The 25,222-nt window shown below is 63.1% G+C and carries 22 protein-coding genes; 15 read left to right on the top strand and 7 right to left on the bottom strand.

Translation table 11 applies throughout. The features are described from left to right. Positions 1 to 627: 627 nt before the first annotated feature. Positions 628 to 2,307 (top strand): sensor domain-containing diguanylate cyclase, encoded by a 1,680-nt coding sequence (locus C2L64_RS12125; RefSeq protein WP_007744393.1) that lies wholly within the window; start codon positions 628 to 630, stop codon positions 2,305 to 2,307. A 176-nt stretch (positions 2,308 to 2,483) separates the two neighbouring features. Continuing rightward, a complete protein-coding gene (locus C2L64_RS12130) occupies positions 2,484 to 2,750 on the top strand; it encodes a double-stranded DNA-specific endonuclease (RefSeq protein WP_007587935.1) in 267 nt (88 codons plus the stop codon). A 116-nt stretch (positions 2,751 to 2,866) separates the two neighbouring features. On the opposite strand, the gene C2L64_RS12135 is transcribed toward C2L64_RS12130, so the two are convergent. Further along, on the bottom strand, positions 2,867 to 4,195 hold the full coding sequence (locus C2L64_RS12135) for an ATP-binding protein (protein WP_007587937.1): 1,329 nt from the start codon (positions 4,193 to 4,195) through the stop codon (positions 2,867 to 2,869). Beyond that, complete coding sequence (locus tag C2L64_RS12140) at positions 4,179 to 4,904, bottom strand: response regulator (protein ID WP_007587938.1); 726 nt, start codon at positions 4,902 to 4,904, stop codon at positions 4,179 to 4,181. Before C2L64_RS12140 ends, C2L64_RS12135 begins: the two co-directional genes overlap by 17 nt. Before the next feature lie 223 nt (positions 4,905 to 5,127). Between C2L64_RS12140 and C2L64_RS12145 the strand changes: the two genes are divergently transcribed. Next, entirely contained in the window at positions 5,128 to 5,667 is a 540-nt protein-coding gene (locus C2L64_RS12145) for a periplasmic heavy metal sensor (protein ID WP_007587939.1), read from the top strand. A 185-nt stretch (positions 5,668 to 5,852) separates the two neighbouring features. Here C2L64_RS12145 and C2L64_RS12150 read toward each other — a convergent pair whose 3' ends face one another. Beyond that, positions 5,853 to 6,560 carry a pirin family protein gene (locus C2L64_RS12150; RefSeq protein ID WP_007587940.1) on the bottom strand — a complete coding sequence of 236 codons (708 nt, stop codon included), beginning with the start codon at positions 6,558 to 6,560 and terminating at the stop codon, positions 5,853 to 5,855. A gap of 536 nt (positions 6,561 to 7,096) precedes the next feature. Here C2L64_RS12150 and C2L64_RS12155 point away from each other — a divergent pair. The 5 genes from C2L64_RS12155 to C2L64_RS12175 all read left to right on the top strand — a co-directional run bounded on the left by C2L64_RS12155 (position 7,097) and on the right by C2L64_RS12175 (position 12,132). Beyond that, positions 7,097 to 7,873 carry an ABC transporter substrate-binding protein gene (locus C2L64_RS12155; RefSeq protein WP_007587941.1) on the top strand — a complete coding sequence of 259 codons (777 nt, stop codon included), beginning with the start codon at positions 7,097 to 7,099 and terminating at the stop codon, positions 7,871 to 7,873. A gap of 298 nt (positions 7,874 to 8,171) precedes the next feature. Further along, positions 8,172 to 8,861 carry an ABC transporter permease gene (locus C2L64_RS12160; RefSeq protein ID WP_007587947.1) on the top strand — a complete coding sequence of 230 codons (690 nt, stop codon included), beginning with the start codon at positions 8,172 to 8,174 and terminating at the stop codon, positions 8,859 to 8,861. Next, the gene (locus C2L64_RS12165; protein ID WP_007587949.1) at positions 8,858 to 9,571 is read left to right on the top strand and encodes an ABC transporter permease; all 714 of its coding nucleotides are present in this window, start codon (positions 8,858 to 8,860) and stop codon (positions 9,569 to 9,571) included. Before C2L64_RS12160 ends, C2L64_RS12165 begins: the two co-directional genes overlap by 4 nt. Positions 9,572 to 9,601: 30 nt before the next feature. Then, the gene (locus C2L64_RS12170; RefSeq protein ID WP_007744407.1) at positions 9,602 to 10,387 is read left to right on the top strand and encodes an ABC transporter ATP-binding protein; all 786 of its coding nucleotides are present in this window, start codon (positions 9,602 to 9,604) and stop codon (positions 10,385 to 10,387) included. Between the two features lie 578 nt (positions 10,388 to 10,965). Beyond that, complete coding sequence (locus C2L64_RS12175; RefSeq protein WP_007587953.1) at positions 10,966 to 12,132, top strand: porin; 1,167 nt, start codon at positions 10,966 to 10,968, stop codon at positions 12,130 to 12,132. Positions 12,133 to 12,377: 245 nt separating this feature from the next. Here C2L64_RS12175 and glnK read toward each other — a convergent pair whose 3' ends face one another. Both glnK and C2L64_RS12185 read right to left on the bottom strand, forming a co-directional pair. Next, positions 12,378 to 12,716 (bottom strand): P-II family nitrogen regulator, encoded by a 339-nt coding sequence (glnK, locus tag C2L64_RS12180; RefSeq protein ID WP_007587958.1) that lies wholly within the window; start codon positions 12,714 to 12,716, stop codon positions 12,378 to 12,380. A gap of 132 nt (positions 12,717 to 12,848) precedes the next feature. Further along, complete coding sequence (locus C2L64_RS12185) at positions 12,849 to 14,906, bottom strand: NAD(+) synthase (RefSeq protein ID WP_007587959.1); 2,058 nt, start codon at positions 14,904 to 14,906, stop codon at positions 12,849 to 12,851. Between the two features lie 317 nt (positions 14,907 to 15,223). On the opposite strand from C2L64_RS12185, the gene C2L64_RS12190 reads away from it, so the two are divergent. The 3 genes from C2L64_RS12190 (at position 15,224) to C2L64_RS12200 (ending at position 17,215) form a co-directional block, all read left to right on the top strand. Next, positions 15,224 to 16,396 (top strand): GNAT family N-acetyltransferase, encoded by a 1,173-nt coding sequence (locus C2L64_RS12190; RefSeq protein ID WP_007587967.1) that lies wholly within the window; start codon positions 15,224 to 15,226, stop codon positions 16,394 to 16,396. A 19-nt stretch (positions 16,397 to 16,415) separates the two neighbouring features. After that, positions 16,416 to 16,724 (top strand): GIY-YIG nuclease family protein, encoded by a 309-nt coding sequence (locus C2L64_RS12195; RefSeq protein WP_007587968.1) that lies wholly within the window; start codon positions 16,416 to 16,418, stop codon positions 16,722 to 16,724. A gap of 164 nt (positions 16,725 to 16,888) precedes the next feature. Beyond that, positions 16,889 to 17,215: an H-NS family nucleoid-associated regulatory protein gene (locus C2L64_RS12200; RefSeq protein ID WP_007587973.1), complete on the top strand. Its 327-nt coding sequence runs from the start codon at positions 16,889 to 16,891 to the stop codon at positions 17,213 to 17,215. Between the two features lie 107 nt (positions 17,216 to 17,322). On the opposite strand, the gene ppa is transcribed toward C2L64_RS12200, so the two are convergent. Further along, positions 17,323 to 17,850, bottom strand: a complete 528-nt coding sequence (ppa, locus tag C2L64_RS12205) for an inorganic diphosphatase (RefSeq protein WP_007587974.1) — start codon at positions 17,848 to 17,850, stop codon at positions 17,323 to 17,325. Between the two features lie 310 nt (positions 17,851 to 18,160). On the opposite strand from ppa, the gene C2L64_RS12210 reads away from it, so the two are divergent. The 4 genes from C2L64_RS12210 (at position 18,161) to C2L64_RS12225 (ending at position 23,340) form a co-directional block, all read left to right on the top strand. After that, on the top strand, positions 18,161 to 19,600 hold the full coding sequence (locus tag C2L64_RS12210; protein ID WP_007587975.1) for an aldehyde dehydrogenase family protein: 1,440 nt from the start codon (positions 18,161 to 18,163) through the stop codon (positions 19,598 to 19,600). A 58-nt stretch (positions 19,601 to 19,658) separates the two neighbouring features. After that, the gene (locus C2L64_RS12215; protein WP_007587976.1) at positions 19,659 to 20,417 is read left to right on the top strand and encodes an SDR family oxidoreductase; all 759 of its coding nucleotides are present in this window, start codon (positions 19,659 to 19,661) and stop codon (positions 20,415 to 20,417) included. Positions 20,418 to 20,627: 210 nt separating this feature from the next. After that, complete coding sequence (locus C2L64_RS12220) at positions 20,628 to 21,947, top strand: MFS transporter (RefSeq protein ID WP_007587977.1); 1,320 nt, start codon at positions 20,628 to 20,630, stop codon at positions 21,945 to 21,947. Positions 21,948 to 22,200: 253 nt separating this feature from the next. After that, on the top strand, positions 22,201 to 23,340 hold the full coding sequence (locus tag C2L64_RS12225) for an IS481 family transposase (protein WP_103153691.1): 1,140 nt from the start codon (positions 22,201 to 22,203) through the stop codon (positions 23,338 to 23,340). Positions 23,341 to 24,029: 689 nt separating this feature from the next. Here C2L64_RS12225 and C2L64_RS12230 read toward each other — a convergent pair. Then, positions 24,030 to 25,220 carry a heme biosynthesis protein HemY gene (locus C2L64_RS12230; protein WP_007588213.1) on the bottom strand — a complete coding sequence of 397 codons (1,191 nt, stop codon included), beginning with the start codon at positions 25,218 to 25,220 and terminating at the stop codon, positions 24,030 to 24,032. Positions 25,221 to 25,222: the final 2 nt, after the last annotated feature.

Below are 25,222 nucleotides of genomic sequence, written 5' to 3' on the forward strand. Positions count from 1 at the left end.
GAGGATCGATCCGGAAAGCGGAAATCAGGCATGGCAAAACGCTAATGCGCGGTAAATCGTTGGCGTTCAATACGCATTGGCCGGCGACGGATACATCGCGCGGCGCCCCGTGCGGGCCTGCACTTACGGCCGGCGCAATCGTGTTGCGCGGGCCGCCGCCGGCAGGCCAGCGAGCTTTCCTCATTTTGGACGGCACGACACTACTACAACCTGTGTGACAGAAACAACCGTTGACACTCAAATGTCACGCTGAATGGCTAACGGAATGGATCTGTAAGCGGCAGGCCGCGTGCATCAACAGGCCGGCTTTGCGCCCCGCTTCGGGCGAACCGTCGCGTGCTAACCACAATCCGACGGCCGTGCCGCTATTCAGAAAGTCCCGCCGGAGGCCGTTAATACCCCACACGGGACTTTCGCGCGCGCAAATCCTGGCTAGCGCCGGGCCGCGCGGCGGTTAAAATCGGGAGGCGGCGAAACCTGCTGGCCGACGGCGACGAGGACGGCGGCGCGGCGCATTTATCCTGGCTCCGTGCGGTGCACGGTGAAAATTGGCAGGAACGGCCCAGCGCCAGCGCGTTGCAACGATAGACGTTGTTGCATGAATCAGTCAGACGGATCAGAGGGTCGATGAAAAGGACAACCTTGCGCCAGGCATTGGGACCGGCCAGTTTCGTACTGGTCGTGCTCGCATGCTGGTTCGCCTCCGGCCTGGTCGCGGACCGGATGGTACAGCAAGAACTGGATACCGCCTTGCGCCAGCAGCGGCAAATGTCCGCCTCGATCGTCTACAACATGGCCGAAGTGATCGCGAGCGACCTGGCGATGTCGCGGGCGATACCCGCCACCATGGCCGAACTCGGCGTGATCCAGCAGGCGCTGACGCACTCGCAGAATTATGCCGCGTCAGGCGTCGACCTGGAACCCGCCCATCGCGAAGAACTGCTGAAGTCGCCCGAACTGGCGGGCATCGACGGCTTCCTGCGCGACGCCCAAGGCTTCTCGGGCCTCGACATCATCTGGCTGGTCAACGCGAACGGGCTGTGCGTCGCGGCGAGCAACGCGCAAAACGCGCATTCGTTCGTCGGGCTCGACATGCGCTCGCGCAGCTACCTGACCAACGCCCTGCTCGGCGCGTTCGGCGAGGCATACGGCGTGGGCCGCATGAGCGGCGAGCCGGGCATCTTCATCTCGGCGCCCGTCTACGACGACGGCCTGCTGGTCGGCGCGATCGTCGCCAAGGTCGGCATCGCGCGGCTGCGCCACTGGGTCGCGCACGCCGGCACCTTCGTCACCGATGACAACGGCGTGGTCATCATGGCGCACAACGCGGCGCTCGAAGGCCAGGCCATGCCGAACTCGCGCGTCACGCAGATGAACGCGGTCGAGCGCATGGGCACCTATCATCGCGACCAGTTCGCAACCATTCAGATCCAACCCGTCAAGAGCCAGGTGCGCAGCGACGCGCCGTGGGTACCGACGGCGATCGCCGATCAGCTGTTCGACATGCCCGGCCAGCCGATCCCAACGCTCTACCAGTCGCGCGGCGGGTTGAACTCGGGTCTCTCCGCGCATCTCGTCGATCCGCTCGTCGCCTGGCCCGAGCTGATGCGCAATCACAAGCGCGATCATCTGCTGGTGTTCCTGACGCTCGCGGGCACGGTGGCGCTCGCCTGGGTGATTACCGTGTCGTATCTGCGCGAGCGGCGCCATCATCGCGCAACCCGCGTGCTGGCCGAGCAGCTGCAGTCGGCGAACACGCTGCTGTCCGCGGAAGCGCGTCACGACGCGCTGACGGGCGCGCTGTCGCGCCGCTATTTCCTCGATCTGCTGCGTCATGAGATCGACCGTGCGCGCGCGACGGGCGAGCCGCTGTGCATGGCGATCGCCGACCTCGATCACTTCAAGCAGATCAATGACCGCTTCGGCCACGCCGCCGGCGACCGCGCGCTCGAACACTTCGTCGATACCTGCCGCGCCGAGCTGCGCGGCAGCGACGCAATCGGCCGGCTGGGCGGCGAGGAATTCGGCATTCTGCTGCCGTCCACACAGCTCGGCACCGGACTCGAAGTGGTCGAGCGCCTGCGCGTGCGCCTGAAGGCGACGCCGTCGACGAAGCTGCCACAGTCGGTCGGCTTGAGCGTGAGTATCGGCATCACGGAACTGTCGGCGGAAGATCTGCCCGAGCGCATCATCAGCCGCGCCGACCAGGCGCTCTATGCCGCGAAACAGGGCGGACGCGACCGCAGCGAGGCCGTGCCACCCGACGATACCGCACCGCCCACGCGCACGCCCGCCAATGCCTGGTGACGCATGCTCGTAGCGTTTGGTGAAACACGGTAAGCAGGCGAAACGCTCTCTGACCGGTCAGCGATGCGCGCTGCATCGCGCATGTCGAAGCCGCCGGGCAAGCGGAGCTTAAGCAGGTATCATCGACTTTCATCCAAAAGTTGTGATCACCGCTTTACGCTCCCCCGGAGGTTCGCATGAAGGGAAATCTGGTCATCGTCTGCCGCGATCAGGACGCTGACGCCTTCGATCATCTGCTCGCAGAGTACGGCGCGTTTCAGACGCGCCTGTCTTCGACCGCGTGGTATCTGAAGCTGGAAGTAGCGCCCGAAGTGATACAGGAAGAAATCCTCGCGCGTCTTGGCAAGTACACGACGCACTACATCTTCGAGGCGGATACGGTGACGTGGAATACCGTGGACAGCGAAGCCGCCGCCGCGCTCAACACGCTCTTCACCGAATAGGCATGCTGCCTGTCTGATCGAACGGTATGGACGGGGCCTTCGCAATCCCTCAGCGCCAACTCAGCCCCAGGCCCGTTTCTGAATGCCGCGCAGCCGAAGCGCGCGGCGCATCACACTCACCAGACGATTTCCGACGCCGCCACTGTGCGCGACACCGCTTCCAGCGGGAACGTCATCTGCACGCGCAAACCCCGCCCGCCGTTTGGCGCATCATTGTTGCCGATCTGCCATTCGCCGCCCGCACGCCGCACGAGCCGCTCGACGATCGCAAGGCCCAGGCCGCTGTGGCCATTGCCGCCGCGCGCCGGATCGAGCCGCACGAACGGCCGGCTCGCGTTGATCAGATCCTGCGCGGCGATGCCGCTGCCGTTGTCCGTGACCGACAGCGTGAAGCCTTGCGACGTGCGCGCCGTCGCCACAGTTACGGGCGGTGCGCCGTACGCATGCGCGTTGTCGAGCAGGTTGGACAGAATGCGATCGAGCGTGGCGGCGGGCAGCATGAAGCCCGGGCCGGCGCGTAGATCCGTCTGCACCGTCGGCGCGCCGCCCGACACCGCGCGATAGCTGCGCACCACGCGCTCGCACTGCGCGTCGACTTCGACAGGTTCGCTGCGGTCGCCGCCGTCGTGCGCGAACACGAGAAACTGCTCGACGATATGCGTCATCGAATCGACGTCGCGCACGACGCCGTCGCGCGTCTTCGCATCGTCCATCATCTCGGCGCGCAGCCGCAGACGCGCAAGCGGCGTCTTCAGATCATGCGCGACGCCCGCCAACATGACCGCGCGATCATGCTCGGTGCGCGCGACCTCCTGCACCATCTGGTTGAAGCCGTGTGTCAGTTGCCGCAGTTCACGCGGGCCGCGCTCGCGCACGGGCGGCACGGGCAGGCCGCGCCCGAAGCGCGTCACTGCCTGCGCCAGCGAGCGCAACGGCTGCTGCAGCTGCCACGCGGCAAAGAGCGCCGCCATCACGCCCGCCGAGAAAATGATGCCGAGCCACAGGACCATCCGGTCGAGCGAGCGCGGCGGCCGCAACGGCTGCACGGGCACGACGATCCAGCTTGGATCGCTCGCCGCGCGAACCCACAGCGCGGGCGGCTTGCCCGGCGTGCCGACGCGCACCTGCGTCGAGGTGGGCAGACGGTCGCGCACATCGTCGACGAAACGGTCGAGCGGCGCGGGCAAATTCGACACGTCGGGCGGGACGTCGGCACTCGCGGGATCGACGAGCCGCACGCGCGAAGGCAGCGGCTGATCCGGCTCGCGCCTGACGTGGTCGCGCACCGCGTCGACGAGGAACACGGCCTCTTCGACGGCATAGCGCGTCTGCGACTGGTTGCGCTCGAAGCGCACTAGCAGATACCACGCGAAATGCGACACCAGCAATACACAGACGACGAGCAGCGCGAGCCGCCCGAACAACGAATCAATTGGACGCCGCATGTTGCTCGCCATCGGGGACGAACACGTATCCGCGTCCGCGTACGGTCTGAATGAAGCGCGGCACGGACGGATCGGTTTCGAGAATGCGGCGCAGGCGCCACACCTGCACGTCGATGCCGCGGTCGGTGCCGTCGTATTCGGGACCGTGCAGCAGTTCGAGCAGGCGCTCGCGCGTGAGCGTGCGCATCGGGTGATTGACGAAGATCTTCAGCAGCGCGAATTCGCTACCCGACAACGTGAGCGGCTTGCCTTCCTGATGCAGCGTGCGGGACTGGAAGTCGAGCGTGAAGCGGCCGAACGAGAACGGCTCGCGCTGTTCGGGCGCAGCCGCCGACGGCAGCGTCTTGCGGCGGCGCAACACCGCCTGCACGCGCGCCAGCAATTCGCGCGGGTTGAACGGCTTGCCGAGGTAATCGTCGGCGCCGAGTTCCAGGCCGACGATGCGATCCACGTCGTCCGCGCGCGCCGTCAGCATGATCACGGGGATATCGTCGCCCGACGCGCGCAGCTTGCGGAGCGCCGTGAGACCGTCGACGCCCGGCATCATCAGGTCGAGCACGATCAGGTCGGGCCGTTCGCGCTCGATGCGGCGCTCCAGTGAACTGGCGTCGTGCAGCACCGACACTTCGATGCCTTGCCGGGCCAGATAGTCGCGCAGCAGATCGCGCAGTTCGACGTCGTCATCGACGACCAGAATTTGAGTAGCCATGGTTTGAAGTGTAACGCGCGCCCCGCTGCGTTTCCGCCCCTACTGACCCCGAAAGGGTTACCGGGTGTTACCGCGAAAGGCACACGTAATGTCACGTAACTTCCGCAAGGATACGCGTAACACGATGGGCATTCGATCCCTCTACGCTGTGCCTTACCGAATGCGCGCTGGTCCACCTTCGAGACGGGCGGCATCGTCGGCTAGTTGATCAAGGAGCACAGTAATGTCCAAAAAAACATCACGCTTTCTCGCCGTTGCCGCTGCATCGCTTGCATTGAGTCTCGGGGCCGCCTTCGCCGCGCAGCCCCAAGGTGGTCCCGGCATGGGCCATGGCGGCCCGGGCTGGCACCACGGCGGCTTCATGAAGGAACTGAACCAGTTGCACGGGCAACTGAAACTGAACGCGGATCAGGAAAAGGCATGGCAAGCCGCGCTCGACACGATGAAGCAAAGCCATGACGCCGAGCGCGCGAACCATGAGCAGATGCGCCAGCAGTTCAAGCAGATGCAGCAGCAACCGATTCTCGACCTGAACGCGATGCACGCCGCGCATCAGCAGATCGAGCAGAAGGACGCGCAGCTGCGCGAGCAGACGTCGACGGCATGGCTGAACTTCTATAACGGCCTGAACGACCAGCAGAAGACCACCGTCAGCACCGCGCTCAAGCAGCACTTCGCGAAGATGGAGCAGCGTCATCAGAAGATGCGCGAGCGTTGGGAGAAGCATCACAGCGACGCAGCGGCTTCGGCGGTGAAGCCTTAAGCGAGGTCAGCCGCGTTGCCTCGCGCGCGCCGGCGTGCCGATGAACGCCCTTCGCCGGGCGTGACGCGCATAAAACCGCGCGTAAAACAAAACGCCACGGAAGGCAGCTTCCGTGGCGTTGTTTCATTGGCTGACCAACAGACTAATGAACGAAATGAACGAAATGAACGAAAGCGCCGCCTCGCTCAACGCAAATGCCCGAGGTCGAACAGCAGCACTTCCGCGCCCTCGCCGTTTTCGACCGTGACGCTCGCGGCATCGGTGATCATCGCGGCGTCGCCCGCCTTCAGCGCTTCGCCATTGACCGTTACGGCGCCGCGCGCAACATGCACATACGCCTGGCGTCCCGCCGCGAGCGCAAGCTCGTCACGCTCCGTGCCGTCGAAGAGACCGGCGTAGATCGACGCATCGGCGTGGATCGTCACCGCGCCGTCGCGGCCATCCGGCGCCGCCACGACGCGCAGCCGCCCGCGCTTGTCGGCATCGGTAAAGCGCTTCTCCTCGTAGCCCGGCGCGTCGCCTGCGCGTTTCGGGATGATCCAGATCTGCAGCAGATGCAGCGAGTCTTCCTGCGATCCATTGAACTCGCTGTGCATCACGCCCGTGCCGGCGCTCATGCGCTGCACGTCGCCGGGACGGATCGTCGAGCCGTTGCCGAGGCTGTCGCGATGCGACAACGCGCCGTCGAGCACATAGGTGACGATCTCCATGTCGCGATGCCCGTGCGTGCCGAAGCCCTGCCCAGCGGCGATCCGATCCTCGTTGATCACGCGCAGCGGACCGAAGTGCATATGCTCGGGATCGTGGTAATCGGCAAACGAGAAGCTGTGTTTGGCGTTCAGCCAGCCGTGGTTGGCGTGGCCGCGCTCGTCGGAACGACGAATCCTGATCATCTGGGTCTCCCGTGAAAAATTTCCGATGACGGGAATGTATGGGCTGCGCCCGCAAGGCACAATCCGCGCCGCCGCACCGGATCGTTTCATAAATGATGGCAATGCCCGGGAGCCGCGCGATGCACATTGCATCGGCCGCCGCGGTGCTGTAAGAAGGCGCGGCAGCACGCCGCAACGGCGCGTCGCGCGTGCATCTCTCTGGCGGCAAAGGGCTTTTTCCATGCTTCGAGGACTGGCACCGCGGGCGGGTTCGGGTAAAATACCGCGCTTTTTGGAATCGGTCGACGCGTGTGCCGCATCCGGACGGCGCGCCCGGCAACGCGGGCTCGGCCGGATCGCGCGGTAACAGGCGCAGAGCGCGCGAAGCGGACAGAGTAAAAGCGCCATCGGGCGACGTGGAACGGGCCTCCGGGCCAAAACAATCCACCGCCAGAACGGGCAGCCTATTTTTGTCCGCCTAGAATGGCGACGGCCGGCCGCACGCGGGCTGCCGTCACCGCAAGCAGACACGCGGCGACCGGGAAGTCAGGAGAAACATGAAGAAGTACGCACTGTGCGTGGCGCTCGCCGTCATGGCTTCGGGGGCCATGGCAAAAGAATGGAAAACCGTGCGTATCGGGGTCGACGCCAGCTATCCGCCGTTCGAATCCGTGGCGCCGAGCGGCCAGATGGTCGGTTTCGACGTCGATCTGACCCGCGCGCTGTGCGCGAAGATGAACGTCAGGTGCGTATGGATTCCGCAGGATCTCGACGGCATCATTCCGGCGCTGAAGGGCAAGAAGTTCGACATCATCGTGTCGTCGCTGACCGTGACCGATAAGCGCCGCGAGCAGATCGACTTCTCCGACAGGCTGTTCGACGCGCCCGCGCGCATGATCGCGAAGAAGGGCTCGCCGCTGCTGCCGACGGTTGAATCCCTGAAAGGCAAGCACGTCGGCGTCGAACAGGGCTCGACGCAGGAAGCGTACGCGAAGGCGTACTGGGAGCCGAAAGGCGTGACGATCGTGCCTTATCAGAACCAGGATCAGGTTTACGCGGATCTGGCGACGGGGCGTCTCGACGCCGCGCTGCAGGACGAGTTGCAGGCCGACGCCGGCTTCCTGAAGACGCCGCGCGGCAAGGATTTCGCGTGGGCAGGCCCGGAAGTGAAGGACCCGAAGACGCTCGGCGAAGGCACGGCCATCGGCGTGCGCAAGGAAGACGGCGAGCTGAAGGCGAAGCTGAACAAGGCGCTTGCCGAGGTTCACCAGGACGGCACGTTCACGAAGCTCGAAAAGCAGTATTTCGACGTCGATATTGATCAGAGCCGATAACAGGCACTGAAAAGCAGCCGCATCGCGTCAGATGCGGCAAAAGCTCGGGGCTGGCCCGGATGGGCCGATCCACGGGCTTCGTAATACAGTCGAACCGAGAGTAGCAACGCAGTAGAACAAGGCAGGAAAACGCGCTGCCGGCCAGCCAGGTAGTAATGGCCAGGCAGTCATGATTCGCACAGCGGCATGCTGTGCGCCGCACGGGAGACATCGAAGGCATCCGCCTTCGGACCAACCGCCGCAGCGTACGGATTGCCGCGTCTTTCGCGGCGCTCGGGAGCGTCGTCAAGGACCCACTATGTTCTTTCAAGGCTACGGCCCGATCATCTTTGCCGGCACGGTGCAGACCGTGAAGCTGGCAATCCTGTCGCTCGCATTCGCTTTCGTGCTCGGTCTGCTCGGCGCGGCTGCGAAGCTGTCGAGGAACCGGATCACACAGGGCGCGGGCACGGTCTACACGACGCTCATTCGCGGCGTGCCCGATCTCGTGCTGATGCTGCTGCTCTTCTACAGTATCCAGATCTGGCTGAACGACCTCACCGACATGCTCGGCTGGGATCAGATCGACATCGATCCATTCGTCGCTGGCGTCGCCGTGCTCGGCTTCATCTACGGCGCGTACTTCACGGAGACGTTCCGCGGCGCGTTTCTCGCCGTGCCGCGCGGCCAGCTCGAAGCGGGCGCTGCGTACGGCATGTCGGGCTGGCAGGTATTCACGCGGATCATGTTCCCGCAGATGATGCGCTTCGCGCTGCCCGGCATCGGCAATAACTGGCAGGTGATGGTCAAGGCGACGGCGCTCGTGTCGATCATCGGCCTCGCGGACGTCGTCAAGGCCGCGCAGGATGCCGGCAAGGGCACGCTGCGGTTCTTCTTCTTCACGCTGATGGCGGGCGCCATCTACCTGCTCATCACGACAGCCTCGAACTTCGTGCTGATGTACCTCGAAAAACGCTACTCGACTGGCGTGCGCAAGGCGGACCTATGATCGAGCTGATCCAGCAATACTGGCGCAACTATCTGTATACAGACGGCTACCGCTTCACGGGCGTCACCATCACGTTGTGGCTGCTGGTCATTTCCATTGGCCTTGGCTTCTGCCTGTCGGTGCCGCTCGCCGTCGCGCGCGTGTCGAAGAGGAAGTGGCTGTCGACCCTGGTCTGGCTGTATACGTATATCTTCCGTGGCACACCGTTGTACGTGCAACTGTTGCTCTGCTACACGGGTCTGTATAGCCTCGAAATCATCCGCTCGAACGAACTGACCAACGCGTTCTTCCGCGACGGTATGCATTGCACGCTGCTCGCGTTCACGCTGAACACCTGCGCGTACACGACGGAGATCTTCGCGGGCGCGATCAAGGCGACGCCGTACGGCGAGATCGAAGCCGCGCGCGCGTATGGCATGTCGCAGTTCACGCTGTATCGCCGCGTGATCCTGCCGTCGGCGCTGCGCCGCGCGCTGCCGTACTACAGCAACGAAGTGATCCTCATGCTGCACGCCACCACGGTCGCCTTCACCGCGACGGTGCCCGACATCCTGAAGATCGCGCGCGACGTCAACTCGGCGACCTACCGTTCGTTCGACGCGTTCGGCATCGCCGCCCTGCTCTATCTGATCATTTCTTTTGGGCTCGTCTGGCTGTTCCGCCGTGCCGAGCGCCGCTGGCTCGCTTATCTGCGCCCGCAAGGCAAGTAAGGCGCCGACCCAGGCAAGTCAAGGAACCCGATGAACACTCCAGCTACACCGCAAATGCTTTTCGTCGACAACCTGCACAAGCAGTACGGCGACAATGAAGTTCTCAAAGGCGTCACGCTGCGCGCGAACCGCGGCGACGTGATCAGCGTGATCGGCTCGTCCGGCTCGGGCAAGAGCACGATGCTCCGCTGCATCAACTTTCTCGAGCAGCCCAACGCCGGGCGCATCTTCGTCGAAGGTCAGGAGATTCGCACGCTGAAGGACAAGCACGGCGCGCTGCGCGTGTCGGACCCGAAGCAGTTGCAGAAGATGCGCACCAAGCTATCCATGGTGTTCCAGCACTTCAACCTGTGGACGCACATGACGGTGCTCGAGAACATCATCGAAGCGCCGCTGCATGTGCTCGGTATTTCGCGCAAGGAAGCCGAAGACCGCGCCCGCACGTATCTGGAGAAGGTCGGTCTCGCGCCGCGTCTCGAGAAGCAGTATCCATCGCATCTGTCGGGCGGCCAGCAGCAGCGCGTGGCGATCGCCCGCGCACTGACGATGAACCCCGACGTGATGCTGTTCGACGAGCCCACTTCGGCGCTCGACCCGGAACTGGTGGGCGAAGTGCTGAAGGTCATGCAGACGCTCGCCGAGGAAGGCCGCACGATGATCGTCGTCACCCACGAAATGGCCTTCGCGCGCAACGTGTCGAATCACGTGATGTTCCTGCATCAGGGACGCGTCGAAGAAGAAGGCCGTCCGGACGAAGTGTTCAGGAACACGAAGAGTGAGCGTCTGAAGCAGTTCCTCTCGGGAAGCCTGAAATAAGGCTGCAATGTAGTTTATGTAGTATTACGGGGCGCTTACCGGGCGCCCTTTTTCATTTCTGCGCGGCGTCGCCCTCTCCTTCCTGCGCGCCCAAAAGCTTCGGCGTCCCAACATCTGCGCGAACAGCAGTTAAAACGCGTTTACTCCCGACGATTCGCTCCGTCAATAGTGGCAATCCTTGACGCAAGTCATTAACAACGGTGTGTCCCTTGCGCGACAAGGCGTGGTGGGGCCTTCGCAGCCCTCTGTCCCGCACTTGTCCCATATTGGTATTGCAATTTAGAGACATCTTTACCGAGCATCACTAATTTATTCGCCAACCGAAGGGTATTTTGCTAAATTAGTAACGAAAGTAGCAAAACAAAGATCAAGAAAAGTAGTTTCACTTCAAAACGAACAAACAGGAGATACCGGTCGCGAGGGATCGGAATGACGGTCAGACAGCCAGAAAGGCTGCGCGTCGACATCACAACCGGCCACTGCGCATCTCCCTGGAAAAGATCCCTGCTCGGCGCTGCTGGCGTCCGGGCACCACTCGCAGTACTGGCTTTACTTTTTGACAGGGTATGGAGGAGAAGATGAAGAAAGCTTTGGCTGCCGCAGCGCTGCTGACTTTTGGCGTTGCCGCACACGCACAGAGCAGCGTGACGCTGTACGGGCGTCTGGACGCTGGTCTGGAGTACATGTCGGGTGTGCCGACGAACCCGAATGCAGCGGGTCAGGCGCAGAGCAGCTCGCACCGCTTCCGCGCGGAAAGCGGCGACTGGGGTACCAGCCTGTGGGGTTTGAAGGGCGCTGAAGATCTGGGCGCCGGCACGAAGGCCGTGTTCCAGTTGGAAGGCTCGTTCAACACGATGACAGGCGCTGGCCCTGGCGGCGGCGGTCTCTTCAATCGTTGGGCGACGGTCGGTTTCGCGAATGACCAGTACGGTACGTTCACGATGGGCCGCATGCTCTTCATCTCGAACGGCGTGTGGGACTTCGATCCGTTCGGTCAGTCGAACTGGTCGTCGGCATCGCTGGTGCGTGGCCGCAACTGGCCGCAATCGAGCAACAACGTAGCCTACCAGTCGCCGAAGATCGCAGGGTTTGACTTCTACGGTCAATACGCGCTGTCGAATGCGACGAACTGGAACGGTAACGGCACGACGCCGCAAGGCCGCGAAGCCGGTGCGCAAATCACGTACACCTCGTCGCTGTTCCAGATTCGCGGTCTCTATGACGAAATCCGCAATCCGGCAAACGGTGGTCTGTTTGGTCCGGCCACGACCATCGTGAATCCGGCTAACGCAGCCGGCTCCGTCACGACGGGCGGCGTGTACGCAGCATCGCGTGAGTACTCGGCTCTCGTGAACGTGTTCCTTGGCCAGTTCAAGGTTCAGGCTGCTTACCAGGCAATCCGCTCGTCTGGTTCGACGGGCGTCCTGCCGGGCCAGCCGACGACGCTCGACCACGAATGGGGCGGCGTGACGTGGCAAGCAACGCCGGCAGCAGCGCTGATCGCAGCCGTTTATCACGTGAACGGCAACAACGGCGCGGGTAACGCAACGATCTACACGGTTGGCGGCTCGTACAACCTGTCGAAGCGCACGCTGCTGGACCTGCAAGTCGCAACGGTGCAGAACAGCAAGGGTGCTAACTACGGCCTGAACGCCAACGCCAACGGCACATCGGTCGCATCGGACAACCCGCTGCCCGGCCACAGCCAGACGGGCGTGTATGCAGGTATCCAGCACTCGTTCTAATCGAACGGTGCAAACAGAACAGCTTTAACAGAAACGGTTTTCACGCTGCTGCGAGAGGCGCGTATCGGTGCGATGTCCGAAAGGGTGTCGCACCTTTTTTTATTTCTACGCGATGAAGGCGCAAGCGTCTTATCTATTTCGCTCAGGCACTTCGCTCGTGCAGAAAAGCACCGGCGCGGTGCAACGCCGATGCTTCTTCTTCGATGCGCTATTTCAATCGCCGGGCGCGACGCCCGCAGTGAAGCTCACACGGCCGCTTCGTTCTCCTCACCCGTGCGAATGCGGATCACGCGTTCGACATCCGCGACGAAAATCTTGCCGTCGCCGATCTTGCCCGTGCGCGCCGCGCCGATGATGGCATCGATCACCTGATCGCACTGATCGTTTGCGACGACGACTTCGATCTTCACTTTCGGCAGGAAATCGACGACGTATTCAGCGCCGCGATACAGCTCGGTATGTCCTTTCTGGCGGCCGAAGCCTTTGACTTCAGTAACGGTCAGCCCCGTCAGGCCGACTTCGGCGAGCGCTTCGCGGACTTCGTCGAGCTTGAAGGGTTTGATGACGGCGGTAATGCGTTTCATGGCGGGCCTCGTCTCGGTTCGGAAAAAGGAAGGTTCAGATGCGTTGATTCTACGCCGCAGCGCACACGTTGCCAGCACCGGGCATGGCAACGCGTGCAGTAACCCGCGCTCAACGGCAGATAAAGACTGATCTCAGGCGGCTTTGTCCGGAACCGTTGCGAGATCATCGGTCCAGACGGTCGCTTCCGAATCGCTCGGCGCGCGCCAGTCGCCGCGCGGCGACAGCGAACCACCCGAGCCGACCTTCGGCGAATTCGGCACGCAACTGCGTTTGAACTGGCTCGTCTTGAAGAAGCGCCACAGGAAAATGCCGAGATTGCGCTTGATCGCGGCAATATCGTATTCGTTGCGCTCGACATGCGCGCCTTCCGGCCAGCCGCCCTGCTCCTTGTCGCGCCATGCGTGCAGCGCGAGGAACGCGACTTTCGACGGCGAGAACCCATAACGCAAGATGTAGAACAGATTGAAGTCCTGCAGCTCGTATGGCCCGATGAACGATTCCGTCTTCTGCTCGATCGCGCCAGCCGATTTGGCAGGCACGAGCTCGGGGCTGATTTCCGTGGCGAGCACGTTGAGCAGCGTGTCCGAGCCGCTCTTGCCGACGGCACCCGTCTCCGCGACCCAACGCACCAGATGCGTGATCAGCGTCTTCGGCACGCTTGCGTTCACGCTGTAGTGCGACATGTGATCGCCCACGCCATACGTGCACCAGCCGAGTGCCAGCTCGCTCAGATCGCCCGTGCCGATCACGATGCCGTTATGGAAATTGGCGAGACGGAACAGATGGTTCGTGCGCTCGCCCGCCTGCACGTTCTCGAAGGTGATGTCGTACTTCGCCTCGCCCGCCGAATACGGATGGCCAAGGTCGTTCAGCATCTGCTCGCAGCTTGGCCGGATATCGATTTCCATCGACGTACAGCCGACCACTTCCATCAGCTCGCGCGCCTGCTTGAGCGTGCGGTCGCTGGTTGCGAAGCCCGGCATCGTCACGCCGATGATGTTGGTGCGCGGCAGCTTCAGCCGGTCCATCGCTTTCGCGCAGACCAGCAGCGCGTGCGTCGAGTCGAGCCCGCCCGACACGCCGATCACCACCTTCTGGATATTCGACGCCGACAGCCGCTGCACGAGCGCCTGCACCTGAATGTTGTAGACCTCGTTGCAACGCTCGTCGCGGCGGCGCGAATCCGCGGGCACGTATGGGAAGCGTTCGACCTTGCGCGCGAGCGGCAGCGCCTGCGCCGCATCGTGCCCGATCGCGAAGCGCACGATCTGGAACTTCGCCGCTTCATCCTTGTGCCGCTGCACCGACATGCCGAACGTGGTCTGCCGCATGCGTTCGTGCGAGAGCCGTTCGAGATCGATGTCCGCGAAAATCATGTGCGAGTCGTCGAGAAAGCGTTCGGACTCTGCGAGCATCTCGCCGTTCTCATAGATCAGTGCCTGGCCGTCCCAGGCCATATCCGTCGACGATTCGCCGCGTCCCGCCGACGTATACAGATATGCCGCGAGACAGCGCGCCGACTGCTGGCCAACGAGCTGATGCCGGTAGCCCGACTTGCCGACCACGACGTTCGACGCCGACAGATTCACCAGCACCGTCGCCCCCGCGAGCGCCGCGAACGACGACGGCGGAATGGGCACCCACACGTCCTCGCAGATCTCGACGTGGAAGCGGAAGTCCGGCACGTCGGTCAGTTCGAACAGCAGCGACGCGCCGAACGGCACCTGCTTACCGAGCAGTTCGATGTCGCGCGCGACGGCGCTGTCGGCGGGCGTGTACTGGCGCGCCTCGTAGAACTCGCCGTAGTTCGGCAGATAAGTCTTCGGCACGGCCCCCAGCACGGCACCACGCGCGACGACGATCGCGCAGTTGTACAGGCTGTGGTCCACCTGCAGCGGCATGCCGACGATCAACGCAACGGGCAGCGTCTTCGACGCCTCGACGATCTTTGCCAGCGCTGTCTTGCATGCGTCGAGCAGCGCGCGCTGATGAAAGAGGTCGTCGCAGGTATAGGCGGGCAAGCCGAGTTCGGGGAACGCGACGAGCGCCGCGCCTTTCGCTGCGGCCTCGCGCGCGAGCGCTAGCGTCTCGTCGGCGTTGAAGGCCGGATCGGCGACGCGGCAGCGCGGCACGCCCACCGCGACACGCGCAAAACGGTGCGAATACAGGTTGAAGAAGTTGCCTTTCATGTCCGAGATTCCCAATGCGCGCGAACAGGGAGAAACGGTCGCGCGCGAAACAGCTGCTATCGATCAGCGTAGATGATAAGCCGTAAGCGCATTCAAGGTCTCGATCGCGTGTATCGGCGGGCCACGCCGCGCGCTACGGGCGCGCATTTGCTTTAACATGGCCGTTCGCCGCGCCGCGGTCACGCTTGCGCCCAGTGCCGATGCATCAGGGTGCCAGCAAAACGAAGCGCGCGACATTCGCCTATCAGCCTCTTCAGATCCCGCCGCCGCACAATGCAAGCCCGCGCGGCACCCGGGATCGCCAACGGTCGAACAGATTGAACCAGGAACGTTTTGATTACCGCGCAGGCATTCTTGCTTCGCCGCTCGAAGTCGATGCAGCCGAATGGAATGCGCTGCTCAACCAGCAGGCGCAGCCGACGCCGTTCTTGCGCCACGAATTCCTGAGCGCACTGCACGCGACGCGATGCGCCGTCGCGGATACGGGCTGGGCGCCGCAATTCGTCACGCTGACCGATCCGCGCACGGGCAGGCTCGCCGCGGCCGCGCCCGTCTACGCAAAGGAACACTCGTACGGCGAGTACGTGTTCGACTGGGCGTGGGCCGACGCGTACAAGCGCAACGGCCTGCCCTACTATCCGAAGCTGCTGTGCGCGGTGCCCTTCACGCCCGTGCAAGGCACGCGCCTCATTGCCGCCGACGCGCACGCGCTGCGCCATCTCGCCGCAACGCTCGTCGCATTCGCGGAACAGGCCGACGTGTCGTCGCTGCATGTGCTATTTCCGACGGAAAGCGAAGCGCAAGCGCTGACCGATCTCGGCATGATGCAACGCGAAGGCGTGCAGTTTCACTGGCTCAACGACGGCTACCGCCACTTCGACGACTTTCTCTCGACGCTCGAACAGAAGAAGCGCAAGAACATCCGCGCCGAGCGCCGCAAGGTGCGCGATGCGGGCGTCACGTTCCGGCGCTTGCTCGGCGAAGACATCAGCGACGCCGACTGGCGCTTCTTCAGCAAGTGCTATCGGCAGACGTACCGCGAGCACTTTTCGAGTCCGTATCTGAATCTCGACTTCTTCCGGATGATCGGCGCGTCGATGCCTGAGAATCTGATGATGGTGATCGCCGAGTACGAGGGCAAGCCGATCGCGAGTTCGCTCGTCGTCTATCAGCGCGACGGCGCGAATGCGGGCGGCACGCTGTACGGCCGCTACTGGGGCGCGCTCGAACATGTGCCCTGCCTGCACTTCGAAACCGCGTACTATCAGCCGCTGGAGTTCTGCATCGAACAGAAGCTGGGCGTCTTCGAAGGCGGCGCGCAGGGCGAGCACAAGATGGCGCGCGGCTTCATGCCGACCGTCACGCGCTCGACGCACTGGTTAGCGCATCCCGCCTTTTCGGACGCCGTCGGGCACTTTCTCGACAACGAGAAGAATCACATCCACGCGTATGTCGACGAACTGCGCGAACACAATCCGTTCAAGGAATAACGAGGAACAGGCGCGCGCCATGCCGTGGTTTCTGTATCTGATCGAATGCTCGGACGGCAGCGTCTACACGGGCATCGCCACCGACGTTCAGGCCCGTTTCGACAAGCATTGCAGCGGCACGGGCGCACGCTATACGCGATCGCGCAAGCCGGTGCGGCTGCTGGCGTCGTTCGAACTGGCCGACCGTTCGAGCGCGTCGCGCGCCGAATACCGCGTCAAGCGGCTTGCGCCCGCGCAGAAGTGGGAACTGGCCTCGGGTGCGCGCACGCTCGAATCCGTGCTGCCTGCCGTGATCGAGGAAGTCGCGGCTGGCGAACCAGAAACCTGACGCGGTGCGGCTTGTCCGTAGCGTGCAACAGTGTTTTCAAGATAAGCGTCTGGACGCCGTTTTGACTCGAACAGATACTTTGGTCATTGCAACGGCGTCGCTCACTTCAGAACCGGCGACGCTCCCATACCCGACGCGATACCCAGGCCTCTTGAGGTGAAAAAATGGACGAAAGAAAGCGTGACAGCATGATTGCGTATTTGCGCGGCCGCATGGCTAAGGTCGGCATCAAGGTGGCCGACCTGGCCGCGGCGCTAGCCGAAGAACGTCGGCGTCAGCAATCGGTGCGATATCGCAGCCCATTTGGCGAAACATGGGACGGCAACGGTGCGATGCCCCAGTGGCTCAGCAACGTTGTCAGCGCCGGCCAATCGCCGGAACACTTTGCGGTCGGCAAGCCGGCGAAAAAGGTCAAACAGGAACGCCCTACGGTCGATTGGCGCAACGACCCGTTCGCGGGCAGCCGCCTCGCGACGGTGAGCCCGCGCTGACGCAGCGTGGCATTCGATCCGGCCAAGCGCTGCGTCGGATCGGTAGAGCAAAAAAAGACGCTCCCGAAGGAGCGTCTTTTTGCAACCAGGCTCGAAAAACGCGCGAATTACTTCTTGTAGTTCGCCGCGCCTTCCGTGATTTCCTTGTGCGCGGCTTCGATGCCCGCCCAGCCTTCGACCTTCACCCACTTGCCCTTCTCGAGCGCCTTGTATTGCTCGAAGAAGTGCTTGATCTGGTCCTTCAGATACTGCGGCACGTCGTCGATCGACTTCAGGTCCGCCGTCATCGGGCAGATCTTGTCGTGTGCAACGGCGATCAGCTTGGCGTCGACGCCAGACTCGTCCGTCATCTGCAGCATGCCCAGCGCGCGTGCGCGCACCACCGAGCCAGCCAGCAGCGGGAACGGCGTGATCACCAGCACGTCGACGGGATCGCCGTCGCCCGACAGCGTCTGCGGAATGAAGCCGTAGTTCGCGGGATAACGCATGCCCGTGCCGATGAAACGATCGACGACGAGCAGGCCCAGATCCTTGTCGGCCTCGTACTTCACCGGATCGCTTTGCGCCGGGATTTCGATGATGACGTTGAAGTCTTGCGGGAGGTCTTTACCAGGGGGAACGTGATTGAAGCTCATGGCGCTCTCTGATCAGGAAGAAATGGGAATAAGGCGCACGGCGCGCGCTGTGTCTCGATACTGGACACTGCGCCGCAACCCGGACACGGCGGAATGCGCCATTATAGCCAATCGGCCGATGACACCCGCGTGGCGATCGGCGCGATAATCGTCTTACGCGTGTGACCGTGCCGGGCGGCCACGCGTCTGGCCGGCCGCTGCGCTTCGCCAAAGCCTGCGCAACGCAACCGCCGTCGCCTGTCCTTTTCGTCATCTCTTCGTTGTTTCTTTCGGTGTCCGCCTGACCGCCCTACCCGGGCAAGGAGCATGTGTGGAAGAAGCGAAACATTTCATCGGCGGTGAATGGACCGCGTCGTCGAACGGGGAGACGATCCCCGTCATCGATCCCTCCGACGGCCAGCCGTTCGCCACGCTCGCGCGCGGCACGGCCGCCGACATCGACACCGCAGTCCAGTCCGCGCGCCGCGCCTACGAGGGCGCATGGGGCGCCGTAAGCGCCGCCGAGCGCGGACGCCTGCTCTACCGGCTGTCGATGCTCGTCGCCGCCTGCCACGAGGAGCTGGCGCAGCTCGAAGCGCGCGACACGGGCAAGCCGCTCAAGCAGGCCCGCGGCGACGCGGCCGCGCTTGCCCGCTACTTCGAGTTCTATGCAGGTGCCGCCGACAAGCTGCACGGCGAAACGCTGCCCTATCAGAACGGCTACACGGTCTTCACGATCCGCGAGCCGCATGGCGTGACGGGCCACATCGTGCCCTGGAACTATCCGATGCAGATCTTCGGGCGCAGCGTCGGCGCGGCGCTCGCGGCCGGCAATGCGTGCGTCGTGAAGCCCGCCGAAGATGCGTGCCTCTCCGTGCTGCGCGTCGCCGAGCTGGCGGCCGAAGCCGGCCTGCCCGCGGGCGCGCTCAATATCGTCACCGGCTTCGGACACGAAGCAGGCGCCGCGCTCGCGCGCCATGCCGGCATCGATCACATCTCGTTCACCGGCTCGCCCGATACGGGCAAGCTCGTCACGCAGATGGCCGCCGAAAACCACGTGCCCGTCACGCTCGAACTGGGCGGCAAGTCGCCGCAAATCGTCTTCGCGGACGCCGATCTCGACGCCGCGCTACCCTCGCTCGTCAACGCGATCGTGCAGAACGCGGGGCAAACCTGCTCGGCGGGCAGCCGCGTGCTGATCGAGCGGAGCATTTACGAGCCGCTGCTCGACCGCCTCGCCACCGCGTTCAATGCATTGCGCGTCGGTCCGGCGCACGCGGACCTCGATTGCGGGCCGCTGATCAGTGCGAAGCAGCAGCGCCGTGTATGGGATTTCCTCTCCGACGCGCAGCACGACGGCATCGCGATGGCGGCGCACGGCGAAGTGATCGCGGAAGCGCCGGAAACAGGCTTCTATCAGGCGCCGACCTTGTTGCGCGACGTGCCGCCCACCCATCGGCTCGCGCACGAAGAAGTGTTTGGCCCCGTGCTCGCCGCGCTGCCCTTCGCCGACGAAGACGAAGCACTCACGCTTGCCAACGGCACGCCCTACGGACTCGTCGCTGGCGTCTGGACGCGTGATGGCGGCCGGCAGATGCGCATCGCGCGCCGCGTGCGCTCGGGGCAGGTGTTCATCAACAACTATGGCGCAGGTGGCGGCGTCGAATTGCCGTTCGGCGGCGTCAAGCATTCGGGACACGGCCGCGAAAAAGGCTTTGAAGCGCTGTATGGCTTCACAGTGCTGAAGACCGTCGCGATCAGGCACGGCTGACGCACGACTGACTCAAGACAACCCAGGCGTTTTTGCATTTACAACAACAGGAGACATCATGCGGTTGACCGGCAAAACGGCCATCGTCACGGGCGGCGGCTCGGGCTTCGGCGAAGGCATCGCGAAGACATATGCGCGCGAAGGCGCGAACGTCGTCGTCAACGATCTGAACGGCGCGGCGGCCGAACGCGTCGCCAGCGAGATCGCGCTGGCTGGCGGCAAGGCCATCGCCGTCGCGGGCGACGTGACGCGCGCGGGCGACTGGAGTGCGCTGCGCGCCGCCGCGATCGAAGACTTCGGCAGCGTGCAGATCGTCGTCAACAATGCAGGCACCACGCATCGCAACAAGCCCGTGCTCGACGTGACGGAAGACGAATTCGATCGCGTGTATGCCGTCAACGTGAAGAGCATCTACTGGAGCGTGCAGGCATTCGTGCCGTACTTCCGCGAGCGAGGCGGCGGCGTGTTCGTCAATATCGCGTCGACGGCGGGCGTGCGGCCGCGCCCGGGTCTCGTCTGGTACAACGGCAGCAAGGGCGCGGTGATCGTCGCGAGCAAGGCGCTGGCCGTCGAGCTTGGGCCGGATCGCATCCGCGTGAACTGCGTGAACCCGGTGATCGGCGAGACGGGCTTGTTGACGGAATTCATGGGCGTCGACGACACGCCGGAGAACCGGCAGAAGTTTCTGGCGGGCATCCCGCTAGGCCGCTTCTCGACCCCGCAGGACATCGCGAACGCCGCGCTCTATCTCGCATCCGACGAAGCGGAGTTCATCACGGGCGTGTGTCTCGAAGTGGACGGCGGACGCTGCGTGTAGCGCAGCGGGCGGCGCGCTCGCCCGCGCCGCCCGGCGAAATGCGCCTTAACCTTTGAAAACTCAGTGTTTTCCCCGACGCCGGGGCGGCTATTCAGCGCCCGTTGAAAGTTTAGAATCGCGAACGGCGGTACGACATTTCCACAATAACGAGCTTTGCGTAAGACCAGCGTGAAGCGCTGCCGCGCCGACGCCGGTCGATAGGAGACAAGCGTGTCCAGTCCTGCGAATCCACTCCACCATCCCGGCGCAGGCGCGCCGCCTTCCACCTTTGAAGAGGCAACCTACAGAAAAGTCGCCTGGCGCCTGACGCCACTGTTGATGCTCAGCTATGTCGTGGCCTATCTGGACCGCGTGAACGTCGGCTTCGCGAAGCTCGGCATGAGCGCCGACCTGGGCCTTTCCGACGCCGTCTATGGCTTTGGCGCGGGGATATTCTTCATCGGTTATTTCATCTTCGAAGTGCCGAGCAACATCATCTTGCATCGCGTCGGCGCGCGGGTCTGGATTGCGCGGATCATGGTGACGTGGGGCATCGTGTCGATGCTGACGATGTTCGTCACCACGCCGACGATGTTCTACGTGATGCGCTTTCTGCTCGGCCTGGCGGAAGCGGGCTTCTTCCCCGGCATCATCCTGTATCTGACCTACTGGTATCCGGCGCACCGGCGCGGGCGCATGACGACCTGGTTCATGACGGCGATTGCGATTTCGGGCGTGGTTGGCGGGCCTATCTCGGGCTACATCCTGAAATCGTTCGACGGCGCGAACGGCTGGCATGGCTGGCAATGGCTTTTCCTGCTCGAAGGGATACCGTCGATCATCGTCGGCATTCTGGTGTTCATCGTGCTCGACGACCGCATCTCGAAGGCGAAGTGGCTCACGAAGGAAGAGCGCGAGCTGCTGGAGCGCAACATCGCTGCCGAAGACGCGACGAAGGAAGATCATGCTATCGGCAAGGTGATGATGAGCCCGCGCGTGCTGATGATGAGCCTGATCTATTTTTCGTTTGTGATGGGGCTTTATGGTGTGAGCTTCTGGCTGCCGACCATTATCAAATCGACGGGCGTCACTGACGCGTTCACGATTGGGCTGTTGTCGGCGATTCCGTTCGCTGCTGCCGTGGTCGCGATGGTGTTTGTCGCGCGTAGCGCCGATCGTATGCGGGAGCGGCGTTGGCACGTTGCTGTACCGGGATTTGTGGGGGCGCTTGGGCTGGTGCTTTCCGTCGTGTGGGCGCACGACACGACGCTAGCGATGACTGGGCTTACGCTTGCTACTATGGGCATTCTCACTACGCTGCCGCTGTTCTGGAGTTTGCCTACTTCGTTTCTTGCTGGTACGGGCGCGGCCGCCGGGATTGCGCTGATTAATTCCATTGGGAATCTGGCGGGGTTTCTTAGCCCGTATGCAGTGGGCTGGCTGAAGCAGGCTACCGCCGGGAATGCGGCTGGGATGTATATGCTTGCCGCGTTTATGGTTCTTGGAGGTGTGCTGGCGGTTAGTGTGCCTTCCAGGCTAGTGAATAAGTGAGCACTGCCGGTGCTTTTGCCGGTTTTTTTGCCTTTGCTCTGGCATTCGGCCGTTTGACTTTGTGGCGCGGACGGTTTGGTTTGCTTGTGGTTTTTGCTGGCATCCGCGTTGCGGTGTCTGCCGTTCATGCGTCGCCCCTGTGCGGGGCGGCACCTACTTTTCTTTGCCGCCGTGTACAGACTGGAGACATAGCTGACAGGTGTACAGGGACATGACTGACACTTTCGGGTAATCAAACGCCCGGATTCCAACCATGCCCTGGGATGCAAAAGACACCATGAATCTCCGCGAAGACTTCGTGCGCGATGCCGTCACGCAGGCGGTGCCGTTCAGCGAGTTGTGCCGCAAATACAAGATCACCCGTCAGACGGGCTACAAGTGGCTTGGACGCCATAAGAGCGAAGGCGTCGACGGACTGGCCGACCGCTCCCGCCGCCCGCATCACAGCCCCACACGCTCACCGGAGCACATCGAAGCGCTGGTGCTGGACCTGCGCTGCCAGCACGGCTGGGGCGGACGCAAGATCGCACAGCGCCTGCGCGATCTGGGCCAGACCGAGGTGCCCGCGCCTGCCACCATCACCGAGATCCTGCGGCGCCACGGGCTGATCGACGAACACGCGTCGCGACAGCGCCAGCACTGGCAACGCTTCGAGCATGAGCATCCGAACTCGTTGTGGCAGATGGACTTCAAGGGCGACTTCCCGACCCTGGAGAGCGGGCGCTGCGCGCCGCTGACGGTCATCGACGATCACTCGCGCTACAACATCGTGCTGAGCGCCTGCTCGCGCACCACCACGCAGGTCGTGCAGGAAGCGCTCGAGCAGGCGTTCCGCTGCTACGGGCTACCCTCGCGTATCAACACCGACAACGGCGCGCCGTGGGGTTCGCCCAGCGCGCCGGGACAGCTCACCGAGCTCGCCGTCTGGCTGATCCGGCTGGGTATCCATGTGAGCTACAGCAGGCCGTATCACCCGCAGACCAATGGCAAGGACGAACGGTTTCACCGCTCGCTGAAGGCCGAAGTGCTGCAGCGGCACGCCTTCAACACGCACGAGCACGTGCAGCAGGCACTGGATCGCTGGCGGCAGGTGTACAACACCGAGCGTCCACACGAGGCACTCGGGATGGCCACGCCGATTACCCGCTACGCGTGCAGCCTGAGCAGGATGCCCGATCGCCTCCCGGAGCCCGAATACGAGTCCGGCGATGAAGTTTTACTGGTCAACTCAAGCGGCGTGGTGCGCTTCCGGGGCGAGAAACTGAAGCTCTCGATTGCGCTCAAGGGCTTGCATGTGGCAGCCCGCCCGAGCGAGGACGAAGACGGGGTGATCGAGTTCTGGTTCGCCCATCAGCGTGTCGAAAAACTTGACCTGAAGGAGCCCAAACCCTGACCATCATGTGTCAGCGATGTCCCTGTACATGTGTCAACGATGTCTCCAGTCTGTACACCGCTGCAAAGAAAAGTAGGCAAAAGAAAGCGGCTCACACCGCCAACATTTCTTCTTGCCTGAGGGCCCCCAAAGGGTCTTACGCTTCACACGGCAGCATTTCTGTTCGCGTTCGTCGCCAACGCTTCGAATGATCGCCTCACCCGCTTCAAACACTCGTACATGGGCTCACGGCAGCGAACGGTATATGCCGCCCAGGTGGCAAACTGTGTGTAGGTTGTCGCGGCGTATAGCTTGGCGCTCTTACAGGGTGGAACGCGTGCGCAATCGGTCCGAAGTGAGGCGTGTGTGGCGCTACGGCCTACACACAGTTTGCCACCTGGGCGGCGGTGGAATATTTGGCGCGGTATGCTGCGACGCGGGTGCGTGAAGTGGGTGAGGCGTCAATTCAGAGCGTTGGCAACAAGCATGAGTCACGTGGTTGCCGTCTGAAGTGTGGGACCGGTTGGGGGCCCTCAGGCAAACACAAGGGCTGGCGGTGTTAGCCGCTTTCTTTTGCCTACTTTTCTTTGCGGCGGCAAAGAAAAGTAGGTGCCGCCCCGCACAGGGGCAACGCTTGAAGCACACTAACAAAGCGCGGATGCCAGCGCAAACACCAGCAAACCACCCGCAGCGTCGCAGACAAAAAAAACCTAAACCACATTCATAGCCAACGCACTCTCCCGATAATGCGCGCTAGCCTTATCAGCATCCCCGAGCTGCTCATGTAAACGAGCCAACGCCCGATGCGACCGAATCTTTAAAGTCTCGTTATCAGCAAGCTTGAGCGCCTGCTCAAGAAACGACTGCGCCTTCCCCCACAACTGCTGATGCAAACACAACCGCCCAAGCGCAAACATCAGATCCGCGTCGTCGGGACGCTCCTTGCGCCAGGCTTCAGCCTTCTGAATCAACGGCAACGCGTCACCGCCAGTGGTGTCAGGATAACGCCGCAGCAACCGCGCATCCCAATTCTGCGCGAGCGCCTCTTCAACAATCTTCCGCGCATCCAGCGGACGACCCAACGCGACCAGCAACTCAGCCGCGACATCCGCAAGCCGCGGCGAATGCCGCTCAACAGGCGTCAGCGAATGCCACAGTTCGAGCAGCGCATCAGCATTGTGCCTGCGATCGCGCAGCAGATTCTCCGCCGCAAGCTGCCGCAAACGCACGGCAACAGCGGGATGAATCGCCTCGCGCTTCTCCAGCGTCTTCACGAGCTTGAGCACTTCGCCCCAGTTCTTCAATTGCTGCTGCGCACGCAATGCAATCTGCTGCGCGTGAATGCGCCGACCGCCCTGCGACTGCATTTCGGTCAACGCGAGCAACGCGCCATCCGCATCGCGGCCATCGGCACGCATGTCGGCCGTTGCCATCAGGCGCGCGTCCTGCCAGTCAGTCGAATCGATCTGCGCGAGATATTCGTCGCGACGTGCGTACTCGTGCATCCGGTGCGCTGCGTTCGCGGCGATCAGGCCCGCCGCACCCTTGTTGTCGGGATTGGTGAGCGAGTCGCGCGCAGCTTTCTCGGCGCGCGAGAAGCGGCCCGCGTACAGATTGCCGATCGCATCGCGCAACGCCGCATGCGCCTTCGCGACCCGCTGACGCGAGCGATACGCCGCGACCCGCTGCGGCATGCGCCAGATGTTGCGCACGATGCGCAGCAAGGCATAAATCACGATGAACGCGACGATGATCCCGACAATGAACAGGTTCAGCGAAATATCGATCCGATACGGCGGATAGACGAGCAACACCTGCCCTGTGTCGAAGCGACCGACGATCGCGAGCACCACGGCGATCGCGAACAGGAAAGCGAGCCAGAGAAGTCCACGCAGCGCCATGA

Source organism: Paraburkholderia hospita (genome assembly GCF_002902965.1).
Lineage (GTDB): Bacteria > Pseudomonadota > Gammaproteobacteria > Burkholderiales > Burkholderiaceae > Paraburkholderia > Paraburkholderia hospita.